This is a genomic window from Vibrio variabilis, from assembly GCF_003263785.1.
GTDB lineage: Bacteria > Pseudomonadota > Gammaproteobacteria > Enterobacterales > Vibrionaceae > Vibrio > Vibrio variabilis.
Genome location: NZ_JYJK01000068.1, coordinates 41,270 through 61,651 on the forward strand (window position 1 = coordinate 41,270; position 20,382 = coordinate 61,651).

The 20,382-nt window shown below is 45.7% G+C and carries 13 protein-coding genes and 3 pseudogenes; 5 read left to right on the top strand and 11 right to left on the bottom strand.

The window, feature by feature from the left end; all coding sequences use genetic code 11:
• The first annotated feature begins 75 nt into the window (after positions 1-75).
• The 3 genes and pseudogenes from TZ48_RS10145 (at position 76) to TZ48_RS10155 (ending at position 2,437) form a co-directional block, all read left to right on the top strand.
• Entirely contained in the window at positions 76-315 is a 240-nt protein-coding gene (locus tag TZ48_RS10145; RefSeq protein ID WP_112479075.1) for a 30S ribosomal protein S6 modification protein, read from the top strand.
• Positions 316-510: 195 nt separating this feature from the next.
• Entirely contained in the window at positions 511-1,530 is a 1,020-nt protein-coding gene (locus tag TZ48_RS10150; protein ID WP_112479054.1) for a DUF2804 domain-containing protein, read from the top strand.
• A 62-nt stretch (positions 1,531-1,592) separates the two neighbouring features.
• A pseudogene (locus TZ48_RS10155) lies at positions 1,593-2,437 on the top strand (sterol desaturase family protein).
• A 65-nt stretch (positions 2,438-2,502) separates the two neighbouring features.
• On the opposite strand, the gene yfaE reads toward TZ48_RS10155, so the two are convergent.
• From yfaE to ubiG, 4 genes are all read right to left on the bottom strand, one after another.
• A complete protein-coding gene (yfaE, locus tag TZ48_RS10160) occupies positions 2,503-2,778 on the bottom strand; it encodes a class I ribonucleotide reductase maintenance protein YfaE (RefSeq protein WP_042498113.1) in 276 nt (91 codons plus the stop codon).
• Complete coding sequence (gene nrdB, locus TZ48_RS10165; RefSeq protein WP_112479055.1) at positions 2,778-3,911, bottom strand: class Ia ribonucleoside-diphosphate reductase subunit beta; 1,134 nt, start codon at positions 3,909-3,911, stop codon at positions 2,778-2,780. The genes yfaE and nrdB overlap by 1 nt, the downstream gene beginning before the upstream one ends.
• Positions 3,912-4,000: 89 nt before the next feature.
• Entirely contained in the window at positions 4,001-6,289 is a 2,289-nt protein-coding gene (gene nrdA / locus TZ48_RS10170) for a class 1a ribonucleoside-diphosphate reductase subunit alpha (RefSeq protein ID WP_112479056.1), read from the bottom strand.
• Positions 6,290-6,837: 548 nt separating this feature from the next.
• A complete protein-coding gene (gene ubiG, locus TZ48_RS10175) occupies positions 6,838-7,548 on the bottom strand; it encodes a bifunctional 2-polyprenyl-6-hydroxyphenol methylase/3-demethylubiquinol 3-O-methyltransferase UbiG (protein WP_112479057.1) in 711 nt (236 codons plus the stop codon).
• Positions 7,549-7,907: 359 nt separating this feature from the next.
• Here ubiG and gyrA point away from each other — a divergent pair, with 359 nt between their 5' ends.
• Entirely contained in the window at positions 7,908-10,541 is a 2,634-nt protein-coding gene (gyrA, locus tag TZ48_RS10180; protein ID WP_112479058.1) for a DNA topoisomerase (ATP-hydrolyzing) subunit A, read from the top strand.
• Positions 10,542-10,951: 410 nt separating this feature from the next.
• Here the strand turns inward: gyrA and TZ48_RS10185 are convergent, their stop codons facing one another.
• From TZ48_RS10185 to TZ48_RS10200, 5 genes and pseudogenes are all read right to left on the bottom strand, one after another.
• On the bottom strand, positions 10,952-12,358 hold the full coding sequence (locus TZ48_RS10185) for a methyl-accepting chemotaxis protein (protein ID WP_112479059.1): 1,407 nt from the start codon (positions 12,356-12,358) through the stop codon (positions 10,952-10,954).
• Between the two features lie 21 nt (positions 12,359-12,379).
• Positions 12,380-12,724: pseudogene (locus tag TZ48_RS26305) on the bottom strand (PDC sensor domain-containing protein); the annotation flags it as partial.
• Complete coding sequence (locus TZ48_RS10190; RefSeq protein ID WP_112479060.1) at positions 12,688-12,960, bottom strand: hypothetical protein; 273 nt, start codon at positions 12,958-12,960, stop codon at positions 12,688-12,690. The pseudogene TZ48_RS26305 and the gene TZ48_RS10190, both read right to left, overlap by 37 nt.
• A 205-nt stretch (positions 12,961-13,165) precedes the next feature.
• A pseudogene (locus tag TZ48_RS10195) lies at positions 13,166-14,951 on the bottom strand (ABC transporter ATP-binding protein).
• Positions 14,945-16,708, bottom strand: coding sequence for an ABC transporter ATP-binding protein (locus tag TZ48_RS10200; RefSeq protein ID WP_112479061.1), 1,764 nt, complete (start codon positions 16,706-16,708; stop codon positions 14,945-14,947). Before TZ48_RS10200 ends, TZ48_RS10195 begins: the two are co-directional and overlap by 7 nt.
• A gap of 510 nt (positions 16,709-17,218) precedes the next feature.
• Here TZ48_RS10200 and TZ48_RS10205 point away from each other — a divergent pair.
• The gene (locus TZ48_RS10205) at positions 17,219-19,366 is read left to right on the top strand and encodes a trypsin-like serine protease (protein ID WP_112479062.1); all 2,148 of its coding nucleotides are present in this window, start codon (positions 17,219-17,221) and stop codon (positions 19,364-19,366) included.
• A gap of 39 nt (positions 19,367-19,405) precedes the next feature.
• Here TZ48_RS10205 and TZ48_RS10210 read toward each other — a convergent pair whose 3' ends face one another.
• Together TZ48_RS10210 and TZ48_RS10215 are read right to left on the bottom strand one after the other, a co-directional pair.
• The gene (locus TZ48_RS10210) at positions 19,406-20,023 is read right to left on the bottom strand and encodes a DsbA family protein (RefSeq protein WP_112479063.1); all 618 of its coding nucleotides are present in this window, start codon (positions 20,021-20,023) and stop codon (positions 19,406-19,408) included.
• 10 nt (positions 20,024-20,033) lie between these two features.
• Positions 20,034-20,348 (bottom strand): DUF6693 family protein, encoded by a 315-nt coding sequence (locus TZ48_RS10215; protein ID WP_112479064.1) that lies wholly within the window; start codon positions 20,346-20,348, stop codon positions 20,034-20,036.
• Between the last annotated feature and the right edge of the window lie 34 nt (positions 20,349-20,382).

Sequence of the window (20,382 nt, forward strand, 5' to 3'; positions counted from 1 at the left end):
AGAGTAGCCGTTTATTTCCAGTTGATTAGAATAAAGTTTCACCCCAGAAAAAGTGGTGATCAGGAGGGGGGAGATATGATCCAACAATCCAGAATAAGAGTGTTCTATCAAGTGGCGAACGAGCAGATAATGCTTGGAGAAGCACTCAGTAAAAAGTGCGGTGATATAGCAGCTATGTGGTTAAAGGCTCCTGGCGAAGAGTTCCTGTCAGACGACGGTTTTCGCATTTCACTCTACGACGATGGCGGTCGTCGCATTGCAGATAAAGCCGTATCGATGGGAACAGCAGACTCGATACTATCGACAGTCGATTAAGCCCACGACAAATTTTTGTTTTCGAGCTGGCCAATGTGCCAGCTCTTTTATTTTGTGCCACGCCATTCACGTTGTTCTTAACTGAATCTATTGAAACTGTGATCTCTTTTGTGCTTTTGCTCTAACTTGAGCCGCCCGGTTAAAATTTGACTCATACTTGTACAATCTCTCCTTCTAAGTCGTGGTTGTTTGAGCATGGAACTCTCATCAATTCAGCAAATTAAGACCTTAATCGATGATCATGGACAGCCGTTATTCGGTTATCTCACTTCGATTCCAGAGCAGCTCGATATCGATAACTTTCGCTATTTTTCTACCATGGACAAAGAGTGCGGGGCGTTAGCGAAGTACTTTCACTACAAGCAGTTTCAATTCATTAGTCTTTTCACACCTGAATTTGTTATCGGTTTCGCCATCGCAGACATTCGTTACGTCGGCAATAGCTTCTGTTATCTCTATGATATACAAAGCAATGAGCTGATTGAGGAGAGTTGGTTAAGACCATTAGGGGTAGGCTATTCAATGACACCCTCTCCTTGGCAGGGTAAAGCGCAATTTAATAATGGTGACTTGTGTTTAAAGATTGAAGAGGGAGTTTGGCATGTTACGGTGAAGTGCCAGCTATTTTCTATGGATGTCACCCTTTCCCCTCCCTGCCATGATAGCGCCCCCATTATGGTGAGTTCTCCAACGGGTTATTCAGGGTGGACTTACACTCAAAAGCATAATGCGCTGAAAGTGTCAGGGCAGCTAGTGGTGAAGGGTGAGCCCGTATCTCTTGATGACGCGCTCGGTGGATATGATTTTTCAGCGGGATTTATGAGGCGCGAGACCAGCTGGCGATGGGCAAGTATTAGCGCCAACTCAAAAGGCACTCAGATCGGATTGAACCTTGCGGCAGGCGTTAATGAAACAGGGGTGAACGAAAATGCGCTATGGATAGACGGTGAGCGCGTTTTGATGCCTGCTGTTATGTTTGACTTTGACCGCCACAATCCAGACTCGGCTTGGCGTATCTACGATACTAGCGGTCAGATTGATCTTACTTTTACACCCAAAAATGTACGTAAAGAGCGACTTAATCTGTGGTTGTTAAAGAGTAATTTCCGTCAGTTCGTCGGTCGCTTTAAAGGCACCATCTCACTGAGTGATGGCCGCCTTATTGAACTCGATGACGTCATGGGTCTAACAGAGGATCACTTCGCAAAATGGTAGCGCTGCCTACTGGTACTTCGTGTGCCGATAACGCGTTTGGATAACTCCGATATAGGAATGGTATGGATACACTCGCAGATAACCCGGAATGGCTGTTGGTGGCGCTCGCGCCGCTATTCTTGATCATGATGCTACTCGAATATTGGTTTGGGCAGCGTGCTAATAGGCTTCCTGATTCGGCCATGTATTCACTCAAGGAGCTGGTGTGTAATTTTTCTCTGGCGGGGATGCACCAACTGTCGGATTTACTCACTGGCTTTCTGATCGCGAAGCTCTACTTACTTCTATTCGGTTGGAAGCTATTCGATATCCAGATGTCGCTGTCGATGTTTGTCGTGCTGATGGTGCTCCAAGACTTCTTTTACTACTGGTTTCATCGAGCTAGCCATCGCGTGCGCTGGATGTGGGCGGCACATGTCGTTCATCACAGTTCAGAAAACATGAATTTCAGTACGGCCTTTCGGCAAAGCTTGATGTACCCATTAGCGGGGATGTGGCTGTTTTGGATGCCGCTAGTCATCATTGGCTTTGAGCCAAATGGGTGATTTTTGTTGTACTGCTTAACCTTGGTTTGCAGTTTTTTGTTCACACTCAGTGGATACGGAAACTGGGGGTGTTGGAGTGGGTGATCAACACGCCTTCACATCACAGAGTGCATCACGGCGTTAACGCGCAATATATTGATAAAAACTATGCGGGCATTTTGATTATCTGGGATCGCATGTTCGGCACCTTTGAGCCAGAAGTCGAGACGGTACGTTATGGGATCAGCAAGCCCGTTAATAGTTATAACCCATTGGTCGTGACTTTTGCAGAGTGGCGAGATATGTTGTCTTCGGTGGCCGAAGAGAAGAGTTGGCTAGGGAAGGTGAGGGTGATACTCAAACCACCGTCAGATGTTTCATAAAATGAAAAAAACGGCTCTGATGAGCCGTTTACTTTAGAATAGAGAGCGTTAGCCTGAGTGAGGCACTACGCTCGCTTCTTTATTTGATGCGCAATATTATCGAGCTCAATGTCAGTTTTAGCTCGACAAATACACGGCAAAATCTCATTTGCTTGTGTGTATGCCATCGCAAACCCTACGTATTCCACTTCACCTGAGACCAGTGTACAGCGACAGGCACCGCAGTGACCGTCTCGGCAGTTATACTCAGGCTCTAACCCTGCTTGTTCCATCGTCTCTAGGACGGTGTTAGAGGGGTTAGACTCGATCGTGGTGATAGAGTTTATTTTGATGGTTGGCATTAAAGTTCGAAGCCCTCAAAGTCGTCTGCGCTTACTTCGTTGTCGATCTGACCGACTAGGTAAGAACTGATTTCCGCCTCTTGCGGCGCAACCTGTACGTTGTCTGAAGACAGCCAAGCGTTGATCCAAGGAATTGGGTTCGATGTTGCTTCTGGATAAGCCGCATCAAGACCAACCGCCTGCATTCGAACGTTGGTGATGTACTCAACGTACTGGCACAGAATGTCTTTGTTAAGACCAATCATCGAGCCGTCTTTGAATAGGTATTCTGCCCACTCTTTCTCTTGCTCAGCGGCTTCTTTGAACAGGTCGAAACACTCTTGCTTGCACTCTTCAGCAACTTGCATGAATGAGAAGTCGTCTTGACCGTTACGAAGCAGGTTAATCATGTGCTGAGTACCGGTTAGGTGCAGCGCTTCATCACGAGCAATTAGCTTGATGATTTTCGCGTTACCTTCCATCAGCTCACGCTCTGCGAATGCGAACGAACAAGCGAAACTCACGTAGAAACGAATCGCTTCTAGTGCGTTTACAGACATTAGACATAGGTACAGCTTTTTCTTCAGGTCGTACAAGTTAACTGTAACTTCTTCGCCTTTGATGTTGTGTGTACCTTCGCCGAAGCGGTGGTAGTCGTTTGTCGCTTGAATCAGGTCATCGTAGTAGTGTGCGATGTCTTTCGCACGCTTAAGGATGTGCTCGTTTTCAACGATATCGTCAAAAACCACACCCGGATCGTTCACGATGTTACGGATGATGTGCGTGTAAGAACGAGAGTGGATAGTCTCAGAGAATGACCATGTCTCGATCCACGTTTCTAGCTCAGGCAGAGACACAAGCGGCAGTAGAGCAACGTTAGGGCTACGACCTTGAATCGAATCTAGAAGCGTTTGGTACTTCAGGTTACTGATGAAGATGTGCTTTTCATGCTCTGGAAGCTTGTTGTAGTCGATGCGGTCGCTTGACACGTCCACTTCTTCTGGACGCCAGAAGAATGAAAGCTGCTTTTCGATCAGCTTTTCAAAAATCTCAAATTTTTGTTGGTCGTAACGCGCAACGTTGACTGGTTGACCCAGGAACATTGGTTCTTTAAGCGCGTTATTTTTAGTTTGGGTAAAAGTACTGTAAGCCATGATGCTGCAATCCTTTTTAAGCCCTTCCTTCACAAGGAAGGGCAGAGAAATCTAATCTTAAATGCTGTATTGATTGTGTGCTGAGCACATTAGATCTTACAGCCACCGCCTGCACAATCGTCGTCTTGCTCAACAACGGCTGCTTTGTCGTTCTGGTCGTCTTTCGCGCCGTCACGAGTATTATGGTAGTAAAGTGTCTTCACACCAAACTTATACGCAGTTAGCAGGTCTTGAAGCAGTTTCTTCATTGGCACTTTGCCACTATCGTAGACGCTAGGGTCGTAGTTAGTGTTCGCAGAGATAGCTTGGTCAACAAACTTCTGCATGATACCAACAAGGTGCAAGTAGCCATCGTTACCGCCGATGTTCCAAAGCAGTTCGTAGTTCTCTTTTAGGTTGGCAAAGTCTGGCACAACCTGTTTCAGGATACCGTCTTTCGACGCTTTCACTGATACGTAACCACGTGGTGGCTCAATGCCGTTGGTTGCGTTAGAGATTTGCGAAGAAGTCTCTGAAGGCATAAGCGCAGTCAGTGTAGAGTTACGTAGACCGAACTCCATGATTTCTGCACGTAGCTCATCCCAATCGTAGTGAAGTGCTTCGTCACACACGAGGTCGATGTCTTTCTTGTACGTATCGATTGGCAGTAGGCCTTTCGCGTAGTTCGTCTCGTGGAACGATGGGCAGCGACCTTGCTCTTTTGCTAGCTCTACAGATGCTTTCAGTAGGTAGTACTGAATCGCTTCGAACGTGCGGTGAGTCAGGTTGTTTGCAGAACCATCTGAGTACTTAACACCGTTTTTCGCTAGGTAGTAAGCGTAGTTAATCACGCCAACACCCAGAGTACGGCGGTTCATAGTTGAACGGTATGCCGCTGGTAGTGGGTAGTCTTGGTAATCAAGCAGTGCATCAAGCGCACGAACCACTAGGTCAGACAGATCTTTCAGGTCGTCAAGCTCGTTGATCGCACCCAAGTTGAATGCAGACAGAGTACAAAGCGCAATCTCACCAGATTCGTCTTCAACATTCGCTAGTGGCTTAGTTGGAAGCGCGATTTCTAGACATAGGTTAGATTGACGAACCGGTGCAACTTTCGAGTCAAACGGGCTGTGAGTGTTACAGTGGTCTACGTTCTGGATGTAGATACGACCGGTAGACGCACGCTCTTGCATCAGTAGTGAGAACAGTTCAACCGCTTTTACCGTCTCTTTCTTGATTGACGGATCGTTCTCGTATTTAACGTATAGACGCTCGAACTCGTCTTGGTCTTCGAAGAATGCATCGTAAAGACCCGGAACATCCGATGGTGAGAACAGAGTAATGTTGCCGCCTTGAACAAGACGTGCGTACATCAGTTTGTTTAACTGAACACCGTAGTCCATGTGACGGACACGGTTCTCTTCCACACCACGGTTGTTCTTAAGAACCATCAGTGATTGTACTTCGCCGTGCCACATTGGGTAGAACACAGTCGCCGCACCGCCACGGACACCGCCTTGAGAACAGCACTTAACCGCTGTTTGGAAGTATTTGTAGAATGGAATACAGCCTGTGTGGAACGCTTCGCCGCCACGGATTTCAGAACCCAAGGCACGGATACGACCCGCATTGATACCGATACCTGCACGTTGTGAAACGTAGCGCACGATAGAGCTTGCCGTCGCGTTGATAGAATCTAGGCTGTCACCACACTCAATCAGAACACAAGAGCTGAACTGGCGAGTAGGGGTACGTACACCAGACATGATTGGTGTCGGTAGTGAAATCTTAAATGTCGATGTTGCATCGTAGAAACGCTTGATGTAGTCAAGACGCGTTTCTTTTGGATACTTGGCAAATAGACAAGCGGCAACAAGGATGTATAGGAACTGCGCACTTTCGTAGATTTGACCGCTTACACGGTTTTGTACGAAGTACTTACCTTCCAGCTGTTTAACCGCAGCATAAGAGAAGTCGTGATCGCGAGTGTGGTCGATGTAATTGTCCAGCTCGTCTAGCTCAGCTTTTGTGTAGTCTTCAAGCAGGTGCGCGTCATACTTACCCATTTCAACCATTTTAGACACATGGTCAAACAGTGCTGGTGGCTCATACTGACCGTACGCTTTTTTGCGTAGGTGGAAGATAGCCAAGCGAGCTGCAAGGTATTGGTAGTCTGGTGCGTCTTCAGAGATAAGGTCTGCTGCAGACTTGATGATAGTTTCATGGATGTCTGACGTTGTAATGCCATCATAAAACTGGATGTGAGCCTTAAGTTCCACCTGCGACACAGAAACGTTGTCTAGGCCTTCAGCAGCCCATGCGATAACGCGGTGGATTTTTTCGAGATCAATACTTTCTTTGCGGCCATTACGTTTAGTAACGGAAAGTTGCTGGTTCATTCTGAGGTGTTCCCTAACAAAACAATATGAAACCTCGCTTTTATGAAATTTTGTTGAGTCTTAGCGAAGGCTTCGTGATCAATGTCACCCTATTGAAATTGGCTTCCAACACAAGATATAGGGGTCATTTGGTTTACGGGTTACAAGATAGTGCTATAGAGCGAGATTTTCAAGTTCGGCGATTTGAGGAAACTGTGGATAACTAGGGGAAAGAAAAAAATACGTTAGTGGACACTTACCATGGAAGTTAGACCCGTCTTAGTTGTACAAAAACACGTGCTAGCGGATTGGTTTCGTTTTAAACGATGCGAAAAAAAATTCCTTGATCTTTGGCAAGTTTTGGCTGTTATTGTTGAGGAGATAAAAAGTGCGATTTCAGTACACAAAACCGACGAAAGTGTCTTGTTTTTGTGAACAATTTGTGGCGGCTCGTTAACGTGATTTGTAGCACTAATTTGGCGTGCAGTGTCGGCTCGCCAAATTGGTGCTAGTACTAGATATAGTGTTCGATTGTTTCGTGTCTTTGACGAGCCAATTTATTAAAAGCGCTACAGGGGTTTTTCTGTGTAAACGATGTAATTAACGTCGACATGTTTTCCGAGCTTGTAGCTGTCCGTTAGCGGGTTGTAGGAGAGGCCGGTAATGCCTTTTTCAATTAGCTCGGTTGCATCAATCATCTTAATCAGCTCAGAAGGCTTGATGAACTTGTCATGGCTATGAGTACCGTCTGGTACAATTTTGAGTAGCTTTTCTGCACCGACAATCGCAAACAAATAAGACTGGATATTACGATTAAGAGTAGAGAAAAACACTTGACCACCAGGTTTGACGAGCTTGGCACAAGAAGCAATTACGGAGGCTGGGTCTGGTACGTGCTCAAGCATCTCCATACAGGTCACAACGTCGTATTTACCCGCGTTTTCGGCAGCATGGTCTTCAACCGTACTTTGAACGTAGTCGAGCTTGGTGCCTGTTTCTAACGCATGCAGGCGTGCCACTTCCAGTGGCTCTTTGCCCATATCTAGGCCTGTGACGTTAGCGCCTTGTTTGGCCATACTCTCTGCCAAGATACCACCACCACAACCGACATCGAGTACGGTTTTGCCGAAAAGGCCATTGGCTTTTTCTAACACATAGTTGAGGCGCAGTGGGTTGATTTGATGCAGAGGTTTAAATTCACCCTCCAGATCCCACCAACGGCTTGCCATCTCTTCAAATTTTCTGATTTCGTCTAGATCGACGTTTTGTTGCTTATCCATCTGTGCCAATTCTCTGTTCCGACAATTCTGTGTTCCGGTAGATAGTCGTTCCGACAACTTTTTGCTCCGGTATGGCGCGCAAGTATAGCGCAAATTCCACCGGGAAAACCTACCCAGTGAGCATAATTGGTGCATTTGTGGCTTGCGACCTACTTAGCTCGAACATTTTGGGTGTTTTTTCGCCATTTTTCAGAGTCATAGATTCAAAATGTGCAAATTGTGGACGTTTGAATCACAACCAAGGTCACAACCTGATAAAAGGGTAGGGAAAGTGATGCCGAACCCACTATTCTTGTGTTATATTTTGTCACCTTATACGTATCGAATATACGATCAAACTATAGAGGGATATTGGCTCTATGAGCGATCTAGCTAAAGAGATCACGCCCGTAAACATTGAAGATGAGCTGAGAGGCTCATATCTCGACTACGCGATGTCAGTTATCGTGGGTCGTGCTCTTCCAGATGTGCGTGATGGCCTAAAACCAGTACACCGCCGCGTTCTGTTCGCGATGAATGTACTAGGTAATGATTGGAATAAACCATATAAAAAGTCTGCCCGTGTTGTCGGCGACGTAATCGGTAAATATCACCCACACGGTGATAGTGCTGTGTACGACACTATTGTTCGTATGGCTCAGCCGTTCTCGCTTCGCTACATGTTGGTAGATGGTCAAGGTAACTTCGGTTCCATTGATGGCGATTCAGCGGCGGCAATGCGTTATACCGAAGTCCGCATGGCTAAAATCGCTCATGAGCTGCTAGCAGACCTAGATAAAGAAACCGTTGACTATGTTCCTAACTATGATGGAACTGAGCAAATTCCAGCGGTTCTGCCGACTAAGATTCCAAACCTACTTGTAAACGGTGCTTCTGGTATCGCGGTAGGTATGGCAACTAACATTCCACCGCATAACTTGAATGAAGTTATCGATGGCTGTTTGGCGTACATCAAGAACGAAGACATCACGATTGATGAGCTCATGGATTATATCCCGGGCCCAGACTTCCCGACAGCGGCACTGATCAGTGGCCGTAAAGGCATCATCGATGCTTACAAGACGGGTCGTGGTAAGGTCTACATGCGTTCTAAAGCAGAGATCGAAGAAGACAAGAATGGCAAAGAAACCATCATTGTTACCGAGATCCCTTATCAGGTGAACAAAGCTCGCCTAATCGAAAAGATTGCAGAGCTCGTTAAAGATAAGAAAGTAGAAGGCATTAGCGCACTACGTGATGAGTCTGATAAAGACGGTATGCGCATTGTTATCGAATGTAAGCGTGACGCAGTCGGTGAAGTGGTTCTAAATAACCTGTACTCGCAGACTCAGCTACAAACCACATTCGGTATCAACATGGTTGCCCTAAACAATGGTCAGCCACAGCTGTTCAACCTTAAGGACATGCTGAAGTGCTTCGTTGATCACCGCCGTGAGGTTGTGACTCGTCGTACTATTTTCGAACTTCGCAAAGCAAGAGACCGTGCTCATATCCTTGAAGCGCTATCGCTAGCCCTTGCGAACATCGATGAAGTTATCGAACTTATCAAAAACGCACCAACACCTGCTGAAGCGAAGGTTGGTCTAGTTTCGCGTGGTTGGGAGCTAGGTAGCGTAGCATCAATGCTAGAGCGTGCGGGTACTGACGCAGCTCGCCCAGATTGGCTAGAAGACCAATACGGTATCCGTGACGGTCTGTACTACCTAACTGAGCAACAAGCTCAAGCGATTCTAGAACTTCGCCTACACCGTCTAACCGGTCTAGAGCACGAGAAGATCCTAGATGAGTACAAAGCACTTCTAGAAGAGATTGCAGAATTAATGCACATCCTTGCAAGCACAGAGCGCTTGATGGAAGTGATCACCGAAGAGCTAGAAGAAGTTCAAGCGACTTACGGTGACGAGCGTCGCAGTGAAATTACTGCTGCCGTTCATGACATTGATATGGAAGAGCTGATCGCTCGTGAAGATGTAGTAGTCACTCTGTCTCACGAAGGTTACGTGAAGTATCAATACCTAAGTGACTACGAAGCTCAGCGTCGTGGTGGTAAAGGTAAGAGTGCAACTAAGATGAAGGATGAGGATTACATCGAGCGTCTGCTTGTTGCTAACACTCACGACAACATCTTGTGCTTCTCAACTCGCGGTAAGACTTACCGTCTGAAAGTATATCAATTGCCACAAGCGAGCCGTACAGCTCGTGGTAAGCCTATCATTAACATTCTTCCACTAGAAGAAGGTGAGCGTATCACGGCTATCCTGCCAGTGTCTGAGTTCAGCGCTGACAAGTACATCTTCATGGCGACTGGCGACGGTACAGTGAAGAAGACGTCACTAGACCAGTTCTCTAACGTACGTGCTAACGGCCTAATCGCTGTGAACCTACGTGATGATGACTCGCTAATTGGTGTGGATATCACCAACGGCGACAGCGATGTGATGCTGTTCTCGAAGCAGGGTAAAGTGGTTCGCTTTAGCGAAGACAAAGTCCGTGCAATGGGTCGTACAGCGGCAGGTGTTCGCGGTATGAAGCTCGCTGACGATGACCAAGTTGTGTCTCTGATTGTTCCTTCAAACGAAGGCGACATTCTAACCGTGACGCAAAATGGTTACGGTAAGCGTACAGAGCTTGAAGAGTACCCAACTAAGGGTCGTGCAACACAAGGTGTGGTTTCAATCAAAGTCTCTGAGCGAAACGGCCCTGTAGTTGGCGCTGTCCAAGTTGAAGAAGGCGACGAAATGATGATGATCACCGATGCCGGTACGCTAGTACGTACTCGCGTTGCAGAGGTGAGCCAAGTCGGTCGTAACACTCAAGGTGTCACGCTAATCCGTACCGCTTCTGATGAGTCTGTAGTAGGTCTACAACGCATCGATGAAGTGGAAGAGTTAGCGGAAGTTGAAGGTGAAGAGGGGACAGAAGGCGCAGTAGCAGATGCTACAGCAACCGATACTCCTGAAGCACCAGCAGCGGACGACGCTTCTGAAGAGTAATCCGATACTCGAATGATAGAAAACCTGCTTGATGGCAGGTTTTTTTTCACCTGTCGTTTTTAACTCGACACAAAGGTTAAACTAAGTCGTTGGAACAATTGCGAGAACAAAATGAAAGCCGATTGATTTTATAAATCGCACCATCAATAATAGTGACCACAGTTATCGTGCCTAGATTGTTACTAATGACACTGAATATGAAGGTGGTTAAATGGATTTACCCGTTCAAGCGTATTTATTGATAGGTTTCTTTGTCGCCGTGCTCATCGCCATCAGTATCGGATACGCCATTTTTCGGATTCGCAAATAGTTCGAGTAGCCTTCCTGCTTTAATCAGCATTACGAGATAAAAAGACCCGCTTGCGAACAAGCAGGTCTTTTTACTGTTTCAAGGGTGTAAGGGCTATGGGTTAGCTTACCTTAAACTTCCCAATCGTCTTCTTAAGCTCTTCCACCATTTCAAGCTGCTTGTCGATTTTGCTGAGCATCTTGCGAGTGTCGGCGACACTGTCTTCGGCCAGCTGATCCACAGACACGGTCTGTTGGCTGATCTCACCAGAAGCAATGGCTTGTTCGTTCACCATAGATGCGATCTCTTGAGACTGAGAGTCGATCATTTCCATCGTTTGATGAATTTCACGGAGCTTATTGTCGACTTCAGCAATCATCTCCACACCTTGCTCGGTTTTTGAGCGACCAATGCGCAGTGAATCTACCGCGTTAGCTGCAGAGCTTTGTAGCGTTGCGATGATGCCTTCAATATCCACAGTAGACTCTTGAGTGCGCTGGGCTAGGGTGCGGACTTCATCGGCAACGACCGCAAACCCACGCCCTTGCTCACCTGCGCGAGCGGCTTCAATCGCGGCGTTGAGCGCGAGTAGATTCGTTTGTTCCGCGACGCCTTTAATCACCTCAAGTACACTAGTGATTGCGGTGGCATTGTCATTAAGAACGGCAACCACTTGTTCTGACTTCGAGACATCTTGGTAAATGTCATTCATCAGAGTGCTTGCATCGTGGGTTAATGTTTGGCTTTGCTGAGAACTCGTTGACGCAACCGAAGCATGTTGTTGCGCTGTTTGCGCATTGTCCGCAATACCACTGATCGTTTGTGACATCTCCGTCGAAGCGGTGGCAATTTGCTCAATGTAGCTCTTTTGACGGCCAATGGTGTTGCCAAAGTGCTCAGCGATACGATGCAGTTCAATTGCATCGTTAGTGACTTGCTCAGTGGTGCGAAGGCTAAGCTGTGTGGTCTGCTGGATATCGTTGACAAAGATGTTAAACGAGCGACTCAGTTTGCCTAGCTCATCATCATGCTGGTATTCCAAACGTTGTGTTAGATCGCCTTCGCCTACAGCGATATTGTCCATCGCGGTGACAACATTGTTTAACGGCTTAGTTAGGAAGCGATTAATGATAACCAACATAGCGATCCCGCTGATGATCAGCACCAATAGAATTACCGTGACTGTTCCCCAGAAAGTCGCTTGAATTGGCTCGGAAATTAAGCTCTCTGGCACCATGAAGCCAACACGCCAATCAAGTTCGAGAGTGGGATCAGTAACAGCTTCTACAAATACCAGGTGCGGCTTACCGTTAAAGGAAACAGAACCTATGGTTTGTAGCTGGCGGCTGACTTGATTTTGAAGTTCGGCAAATCCAGAGGTATTGGCAAACACTTTGTCAATGTCGGCTAGCGTTGGCAGTGTCGACATGTCAATACGGTCTTGAGTATCGTTAAATGCGATGATGCCACCATCAGAAGCAATTAAAAAGCCAGTACCAACACCTTGATAGCGCATTTTATCTATCAAGCCCTGCTTGATTTCTGTCCCTAGAATATCAATTCCTAAAACACCTATAAGTTGCTGCTCATTATCTTTTACCGTAGTTTTAATTGAAGTAACAATACTTTTATCGTTGGCATCAATTTGTGGTTTTGTAATGAAAAGACGGTCTTTTTCTAGTGCTTCAAACCACCAAGGTCGTTTGGTAGTGTAATAGTCAAGGTTGTTATAACGGCCGTTGAGATCGAAATATTCATGAGTATTGGCTGGGGCGTAGAAGACCGATTTGATCAGCGGATCGTGCTTAGAAATGGATTGAAAGGTATCAACAATCGACTGATAGGTAGGGTCGCTATCTATGTTAGAGCCCCGCTGAGTATAGTTGCAAACCAGTTGTTAATAAACGGGTTTTTTGCCAAGGTTGTGACCACACGTGAGCGCTCGCGAAAGAACTCGTGAATGGAGCGTACTGTTTTTTCAGTGACTAACTGAACTTCCTTAGTCACTTGACTCTCTACAGAAGCGGAGCGCTGATTAACAATAAAATAGGAAGCGAATATCGATATCGTTACCATAATAGTGGCGATCGCCAGCACTAGCTTCTTCGCGATCGAATCCATCAATCTCATAAATACTCCTTAAATTTAGAAGATTGCACGTATATTTAGGGGAATCCTAGAGGATTGGCGGCTATTTTCACACAGACATAAAATATTTAAAACAGATTATGAAATGGAATAACCAAAGCTGGCAGAACTGTCATGGGAATGATGGTTTTTATTAATGATGTCATTAGTAACGGTAAATGGAACTAATGACATCATCGGAATTGGATTACATATTACTTACGTTTTTTTGCTCAAGGCTGTCACCTTTCGATTCACTTAGCAGACTTGCGTATAGCCCATTAAACTCGATGAGTTGCTGGTGACTTCCACGTTCGACAATTTCGCCCTTGTCGAGTACCAGAATAATGTCAGAGTGTTTAATGGTACTTAGGCGATGTGCAATGGCGATGACGGTTTTGTCTTGATACAAACGACTCATCGCTTTTTGGATTAAATCCTCTGTAATGGAATCGACAGAGCTGGTGGCCTCATCAAGCATCATGATTTGCCCACCTTGCGCGACAGCGCGTGCAAACGAGATCAACTGCGTTTGTCCAACCGAAAGGTTTGCGCCATTTTTGTCGAGTTTGAAGTCGTAATTATTTGGGAGTTGATCGATAAAGCGATCGGCATACACATAGCGTGCCGCCTCGATGACTTGATCGCGCCCGACGCCTTGTTTTCCAAGCGCAATATTGAAATCGATGCTCTGCTCAAACAGGTGAACATCCTGCATCATCATCGAGAACAGGTGCGCACAGTCCTCTGCTGCTATCTGTGATAGCTCAATACCATTGAGCAAAATACTGCCTTCATAGTCACGATAGGTCTTAGTGATCAAACGCATAATGGTTGACTTACCTGATCCTGTAGAACCCACCAGTGCAACCTGATGGCCTTTATTGAGGGTAAAAGACACATCGTTGAGCACATAAGGTCCATCTTGTTTGTATCGGAAGCTAACATCACGAAACTCCAAGCTTTGGAACTCTTTGAGCTTTGGCTCGATCTCATCACTTGGTAGCAATGTATGTCCTTCTTCCTCAAGCGGTTCAACAAATAGCTCCTCAATATGGTCAAAAGCGGCAAAGGAGCTTTGAATAGACGCAATTTGAGAGGTGAAGTCTCGGATCGGAATAAACACTTTCTCTAATGTGTTGATAAAGGCAATCAACACCCCTAGCGTGAGCGAGGCATCAAGTACTTGCCCAGAGCCAAACCAAATCATTAGCGCGATAGTGATTGAGGTAACGCCAGAGATAAACGCGAACAGAATCGCATCGTATTTGTTCACCTTCATCTGCGCAGCCAAAAACTCATCAGTATAGCTTTGGTATTTGGTCTCTACTTCTTGCTCGGCGCGATATAGCTGCACGGTTTTCACACCGAGCAGTACTTCTTGCAGGTACCCAATGCCTCTCGCAAGGGCAGAGCGGGTGATCTGATGCATTTGACGTAGTCGATTACGCACATAAACGGTTAAATAAATCACCGGGGCATCACCACCAAAACAACCATAGTGAGCTTCCAATCGATGACGAGCATCATGATCAAAAGGGCGATGGTATTTAGGCTGTCTCGAACCAGTCCTACCACAGCTTGCACAAACGAATCACCAATGGTTTCTAGATCGCTGGTCAATCGTGACAGGGTGATTCCAATAGGGGTGTTATCGAAGTAACTGCGTGGCAGTTTGAGTACACGCGATACCAACACAGAGCGCATATCAGCAATGGTAAATTGACCCGTTTTGCGGAGATTGTAGGCATAGGTAGTGTCGACGATATAACTAGCAATCAGCACCGCGACTAAGTAAAGGATTGGCGTGAGCAAGCATCAATGTTGCCGTGAGACAGATAGCCATCGATGACCTGGATAATCAACCAAGGAAATAGCAAACTGCACGCGATGGAGAGCGGCAGCATAGCGACACCTATCCACGCCGTACGTCGATAAGGCTGAGCAAAATGAAAGAAGTGCTTGAGGTATTTTACATCTAACCCTTTTAGCATGGGCTTGCCTCCGTTTCTGTTTGCTGTAGGAGCCAAGTCTCTTTGTAGTAGTCACAGGTTTTCAATAGCGTTAAATGGTCGCCTTTGGCGAGTACTTTGCCTTCGCTAAGCACTATGATCTCATCCATATATTCCAAGGCATTAACGCGATGAGAGACCACGAGCACCGATTGATGTTCCAACCTTGCAAACAGCCCTTCGAGTATCTTTCTTTCTGTTTCGTAATCCACGGCTGAGAGCACATTGTCCATAATAAGCAAATCGCAGGGCTCTAGCAGAGCCCTCGCAATACTCAAGCGCTGCTTCTGCCCGCCAGAAAGCATGACGCCTTTTTCACCCACCACGGTTTGTGCTTTTTGCTCAAAACGCTCCACGTCGCCAGCGAGTTGACTCAGTTCCAACACGCCTTGGATATCGTCGTCACTAATCGTTCGACTCCCGCTACCGAACTTGACGTTTTCAGTGATGGTTGCAGAGAATAAATAGGGGTCTTGAGTAATGGTTTTTACAAAGCGCCTCAAATCATTTCTGGAGAAGCTAGTGATGTCGCGATCGCCAAGAAAAATTGAGTGACTTGGCACATCGAGATGGTGATTAAGACAGTTCACTAGGGTCGTTTTCCCAGCGCCAATACTTCCCAAAACCCCGACTTTCTTACCAGGCGGAATATCGAAACTAATGCCATCCAGGATTGGAGCATCGTCTTGTAAATAGCGGTAGGTGAGATTGCGCACCGAGAAAGTTTGCCCTTTAAGAGAAGCAAGCGTTTCTTCTGATAAGGTTTTGGTGTCAATCTCAGGTACCTCAGCGTTCAAGATAGTTTGGCAGCTGGTAATACCGACCATACCGCGCTGATAAATGGTCGCGATTCTTCCTAGTGCCATTAGCGGTATCGAGAGCAGCACTGAATAGGTCAAAAATGCAGTGATTTCACCAAGAGTCAGCTCTTGCTGCATCAACATATAGCCGCCAAGACCTAAGATGAGGATCTTCATGACATTGTTGGCGTAATCCAACACGGGCATGTAGAAAACTTGAATGCGGGTCAGCTTCATTTGGCATTTGAGCAGCTTTTGGTTGAGTGCGTCGGTTTCGGCTTGTACCCAAGCGCTCATTTGCTGACTTTTGATCAAGTCAATGGCAGAAAGGTAGCTCATCAGTTCAGCAGAATATTTTTGCAAACGGCGCATATGCTCCATGTGCAGATCTTTCATCTTGGTGAAACCGATTCGAAAAATCACAAAGGCAATGATGATTGGGATCACCGAATACAGAGTTAATTCGGGGGAAATGCGCCACATCCATAGCGGGGTTAACGATAACGCCAGTAGGGTATTAAATAGCTGCAGGAATCCGACACCAAACATCAATCGAATCCCCATTAAGTCGTTATTAACGATAGAAATCAGATGTCCCGAAGCGAACTGACTGTGGAACTCATTTGGGAGGCGATTAAGTTTTTTCAGCAGGATGTTTTTTAGTTCAGCTTCCGTTATACGGCCAGGATTGAGGCCATAAATACGCGATAGTATGCGCGTAATGATCATCGCAATGGCCATAACCACGACGATGGAAACGTAGTATTGCAATTGGCCATAGCTTTCGCTGCTGATGCCATCAAGAAGATCGATCGCTAATTGAATGTAGCGTGGGATCTCAACTTGTAACCAGTTAACGAGGAAAATGAAAACAATCGCCAGCAAATAAGAGGTGCGATTCAGACGCAAAAAGTGCGCGATAAACTGGGTTTTGGTCATTGGCGGTTGTTTTCAGGTGACGTGGTAATGGTTTAAAGATTCATATAATACAATAGAGGGCAATAGCCCACTATTGTAGCTGTTAGTCTAAACCTAGCATGACGAAATAAGCAATGGTAGGTATAAGGGTTAACTATCTATCAAATTGTCCTTATAACCGAGGAGGAGATAGAAATCTTGTTTTAATGGGGTGAACAATAGTGACTTGTCGATGAAGGCGGGTTTCTTGACTAGTCGTAGTAAGGTGTCGACTATTGTTCGACATTCTCAAATCTAAGACAAGAGGTGGTTTACAGTGTTACATATGAGATCAAGACATTTGCTACCAATCTGGTTTTATTGATCTTTTTTGGGAAGAAATCCACTTGATGCATATCGTACATGTGCTGGTAAGCAGGCTGCATAGATATTGGTTGGGTGTTGCTAGCGGCTTTATCAAGTTTTTACTCATTAAACTTGGCTATAGTTTTCTTGGCTTAAAATCAAAAATAACGTCAAGGAAGGCTTACTATGTTACGGAGAATATTCTCTGCATGTTTTGCAGTTATTGCTTCTGCATCAAGTTATGCGATTGTGTTAGGTGAAGAGGTCGAGCAACTCGACTATGAGAACAATTATATGTATATGGTCTCTGTGAGAGCCTCATTTGAAGCAGAAGATCACAAATGTGGTGGTGTTGTGCTTAGTGAGCGCTGGATTCTTACAGCCGCGCATTGCCTTATATATTCTCCCACTAGTTTAGAGGGCCAGCCTGATAATCAAGAAAGTTTTACTAATTACGAGGTGGTTAAACCAAAAGAGATCTCGGTAACTGTTGGGGTTTCAGATCTATCTACAGCCACGCTTGAGAACTTGTATAACATCACCCATATTGTCATTCACCCACGCTATGATCCTGTTAACTCTATTCAAGAAGACGGAACAGTTATTACTGCTTTTCAAAATGATTTAGCGTTGTTGTATTCAGAGCGCGACCTACCCAACGGCTTTGCTACATTGCCAGATTCTACGGATGATTCAGACCTGCTAGCTCTAGGAGAACTTTGGGATGCTGCAAACCCACCATCTAATTTGACTGTAGCGGGATGGGGGCAAGGTGGAGATCAAGGTGGTGACGTTCGCCTTAAGGAAGCCAATGTCGCTTACATTTCCAACGATCTCTGTTACCAGCGATTAGAAACAGCAGAAGCCTACCCAAGGTATATCGCCTCACCAAATGACCCGACGAAATTATGTACTTTGCCTACTATGTCCGAGACGTTTGGTAAAGATGAAATATGGGGGAATGGTGCATGCTCCGGCGATACTGGTGGCCCACTTCTCAAGGATGGAATATTAGTGGGCATCATTAGTGCAAGCCCAATAATTTATGACGTATGCAGCTCTGTAACTCTGCCGACTTGGTACAGTAACGTCTACCACTATTTGGATTGGTTAAAACCCTACATCGAGTTGGAGGAACCGCCGCAGAAAGTGATAAGTTTGCCTGATTTTCTTTTAAGGCAAACTGCGGAAAAAATGGAAGAAGACTATCCCTATGTTGTCTCTATTCGAGCATCGTTTGAGGCCGAGAAACATAAATGTAGTGGTATTATAGTTAGTCAGCGATGGATTTTAACTGCAGCTCATTGCTTGGTGGAATCTGACACCAGTCTAGAAGGTGCACCTGATAATTCAGAAAGTTTCACGCAGTTTGAAGTGGTAAAACCAAAAGAAATCGCTGTGACAGCAGGAACCGCTGATTTAGCCGCCACAAAGCTTACCAATATTTATAACATCACTCACATTGTGATTCACCCGCAGTATGACCCACTTCATTCTGTGGAAGTTGATAACGCCGGTGAAACGGTTGTTACTACAGCATTTCAAAATGACTTAGCATTGTTGTATACAGAACGGGAGTTGCCGGACACAAAGGCACAGTTAGTAGACCCGACAATACACGCATTGTTATTGGGTTTGGACATGGAGTGGGATGCGGCAAACCCGATCGCAAACTTGAAAGTAGCAGGTTGGCGTATCAATGGAGAGGAAGGGAGTGACACTATCCTCAAAGAGACGGGCGTTGCTTACATATCAAATGAGTTGTGTTTTCAAAGACTAGAAACAGCGGAAGAGTATCCAAGGTACATTGCGTCACCAGATGATCCTATGAAGATATGCACTCTGCCTACCACTTCGGAAACCAATGGTGGAGATACCATATTGGGTAACGGTGCCTGCTTAGAGGATTCAGGTGGACCACTTGTTAAGGATGGTGTCGTCGTTGGTGTTATGAGCGCCAGTCCCATTATTGATAATGTTTGCAGTTCGGTAACATTACCTACCTGGTACAGTGATATTCATTACTATCTGAATTGGTTGGATGTATATATTCAATCGGATGTAGCGCCTGAAGCGGTAATTAGTATGCCGGACTTTATGATTTCAGAAGATGGTGCAGGCGAACTGCCAGATGGTGAAGACCCTTCTACTCCAAAAGATGAAGCACCACCAACGGAATCTTGCGATTCACCAAGTACGGTTACTGTCGGTAGCGCAACTGAAGTTGTAGGGTGTGTAGACAGTGACTCTAGTGGTGGTGGATTCGGTCTCTTCGGTTTGGTGATGTTAGCTGGACTTTTGATACGACGAAGAGTCGTTTATAGCGGTAGTTAGTTACAAAAGAGAGCCAGACATGCAAGTCTGGCTCAATTGTTAAAGTTTGGCGTTAATGATGTTTACCAATCGGCTGGGGTTCTGGTAGTCGATGGGGATATCAATGAGCTGCCCTTGTTTTCGGAGAATTAAAGACGGGAAACTATTCCCACCGATAGAACGTGCAAAAGCTAATTCTTTATTTAGCCGGTCATTTGTTACGTCTGAGAGCAGATCTGCCTCAAACTGATTGACGTTAAGACCGATAAACTTTGCAGTGTCGACGAGTACTGCTATGTCACTCGGGTTTTTCGCTTCCAAATAATAGGCTTTTTGTAAAGCGTGGTACATATCGGCTTCCGCATTTTGATTTCGGGCTGCAATTATAGCTCGACAGGCAGGATACGTAGATCTTCTAGGAGTATTTTTAGACCAAAATTCGAAGTTAAATTCAGTCCCAAGATAGTCCGCTATTTTGTGCCAGTGGCTGACAATTTGTTGCTGCATCTGGACTGACATTGGTTTATCAGTATCTTGGGCTAACCCACCCAGTATGTAGTGGATATCGATTTGCCCTTCTAGCTGTTTCTTCGTTTTTTCCCAAGTAGGTCTGAACCCCCAACACCATGAACACATAGGATCGTAGACATAATAGAGAGTAGGAGGGGCAACTGCCATAATCTATTTCCTATTCAACACGGGTATTGTTCAGCGCATAGTTCCAAACGCGGTAGAAATAGAAAATGTAGCCAATGCCTAATGTCAGTATCGATATTACAAACCACAACAGCACGTGGCCGAGGTCGCTAAACAGATCGATATCGCAGTCCATTTTTCGCTCTCTTCCCATATCATCGATCACATAAGTGCGGTTGAGTATGAACTTGGAGAAAGAATAAGGGAAAAAGAACAGCGCGATACCAAAAGTGATGAAACTGAGTATCAACCAAATTAACAAATGACCGAGAATATCTAAGATGGCGACGTCGGCTTTGAGTCTCATTCGGATTTCCTTTAGTAAAAAAATGGCTTTCGTG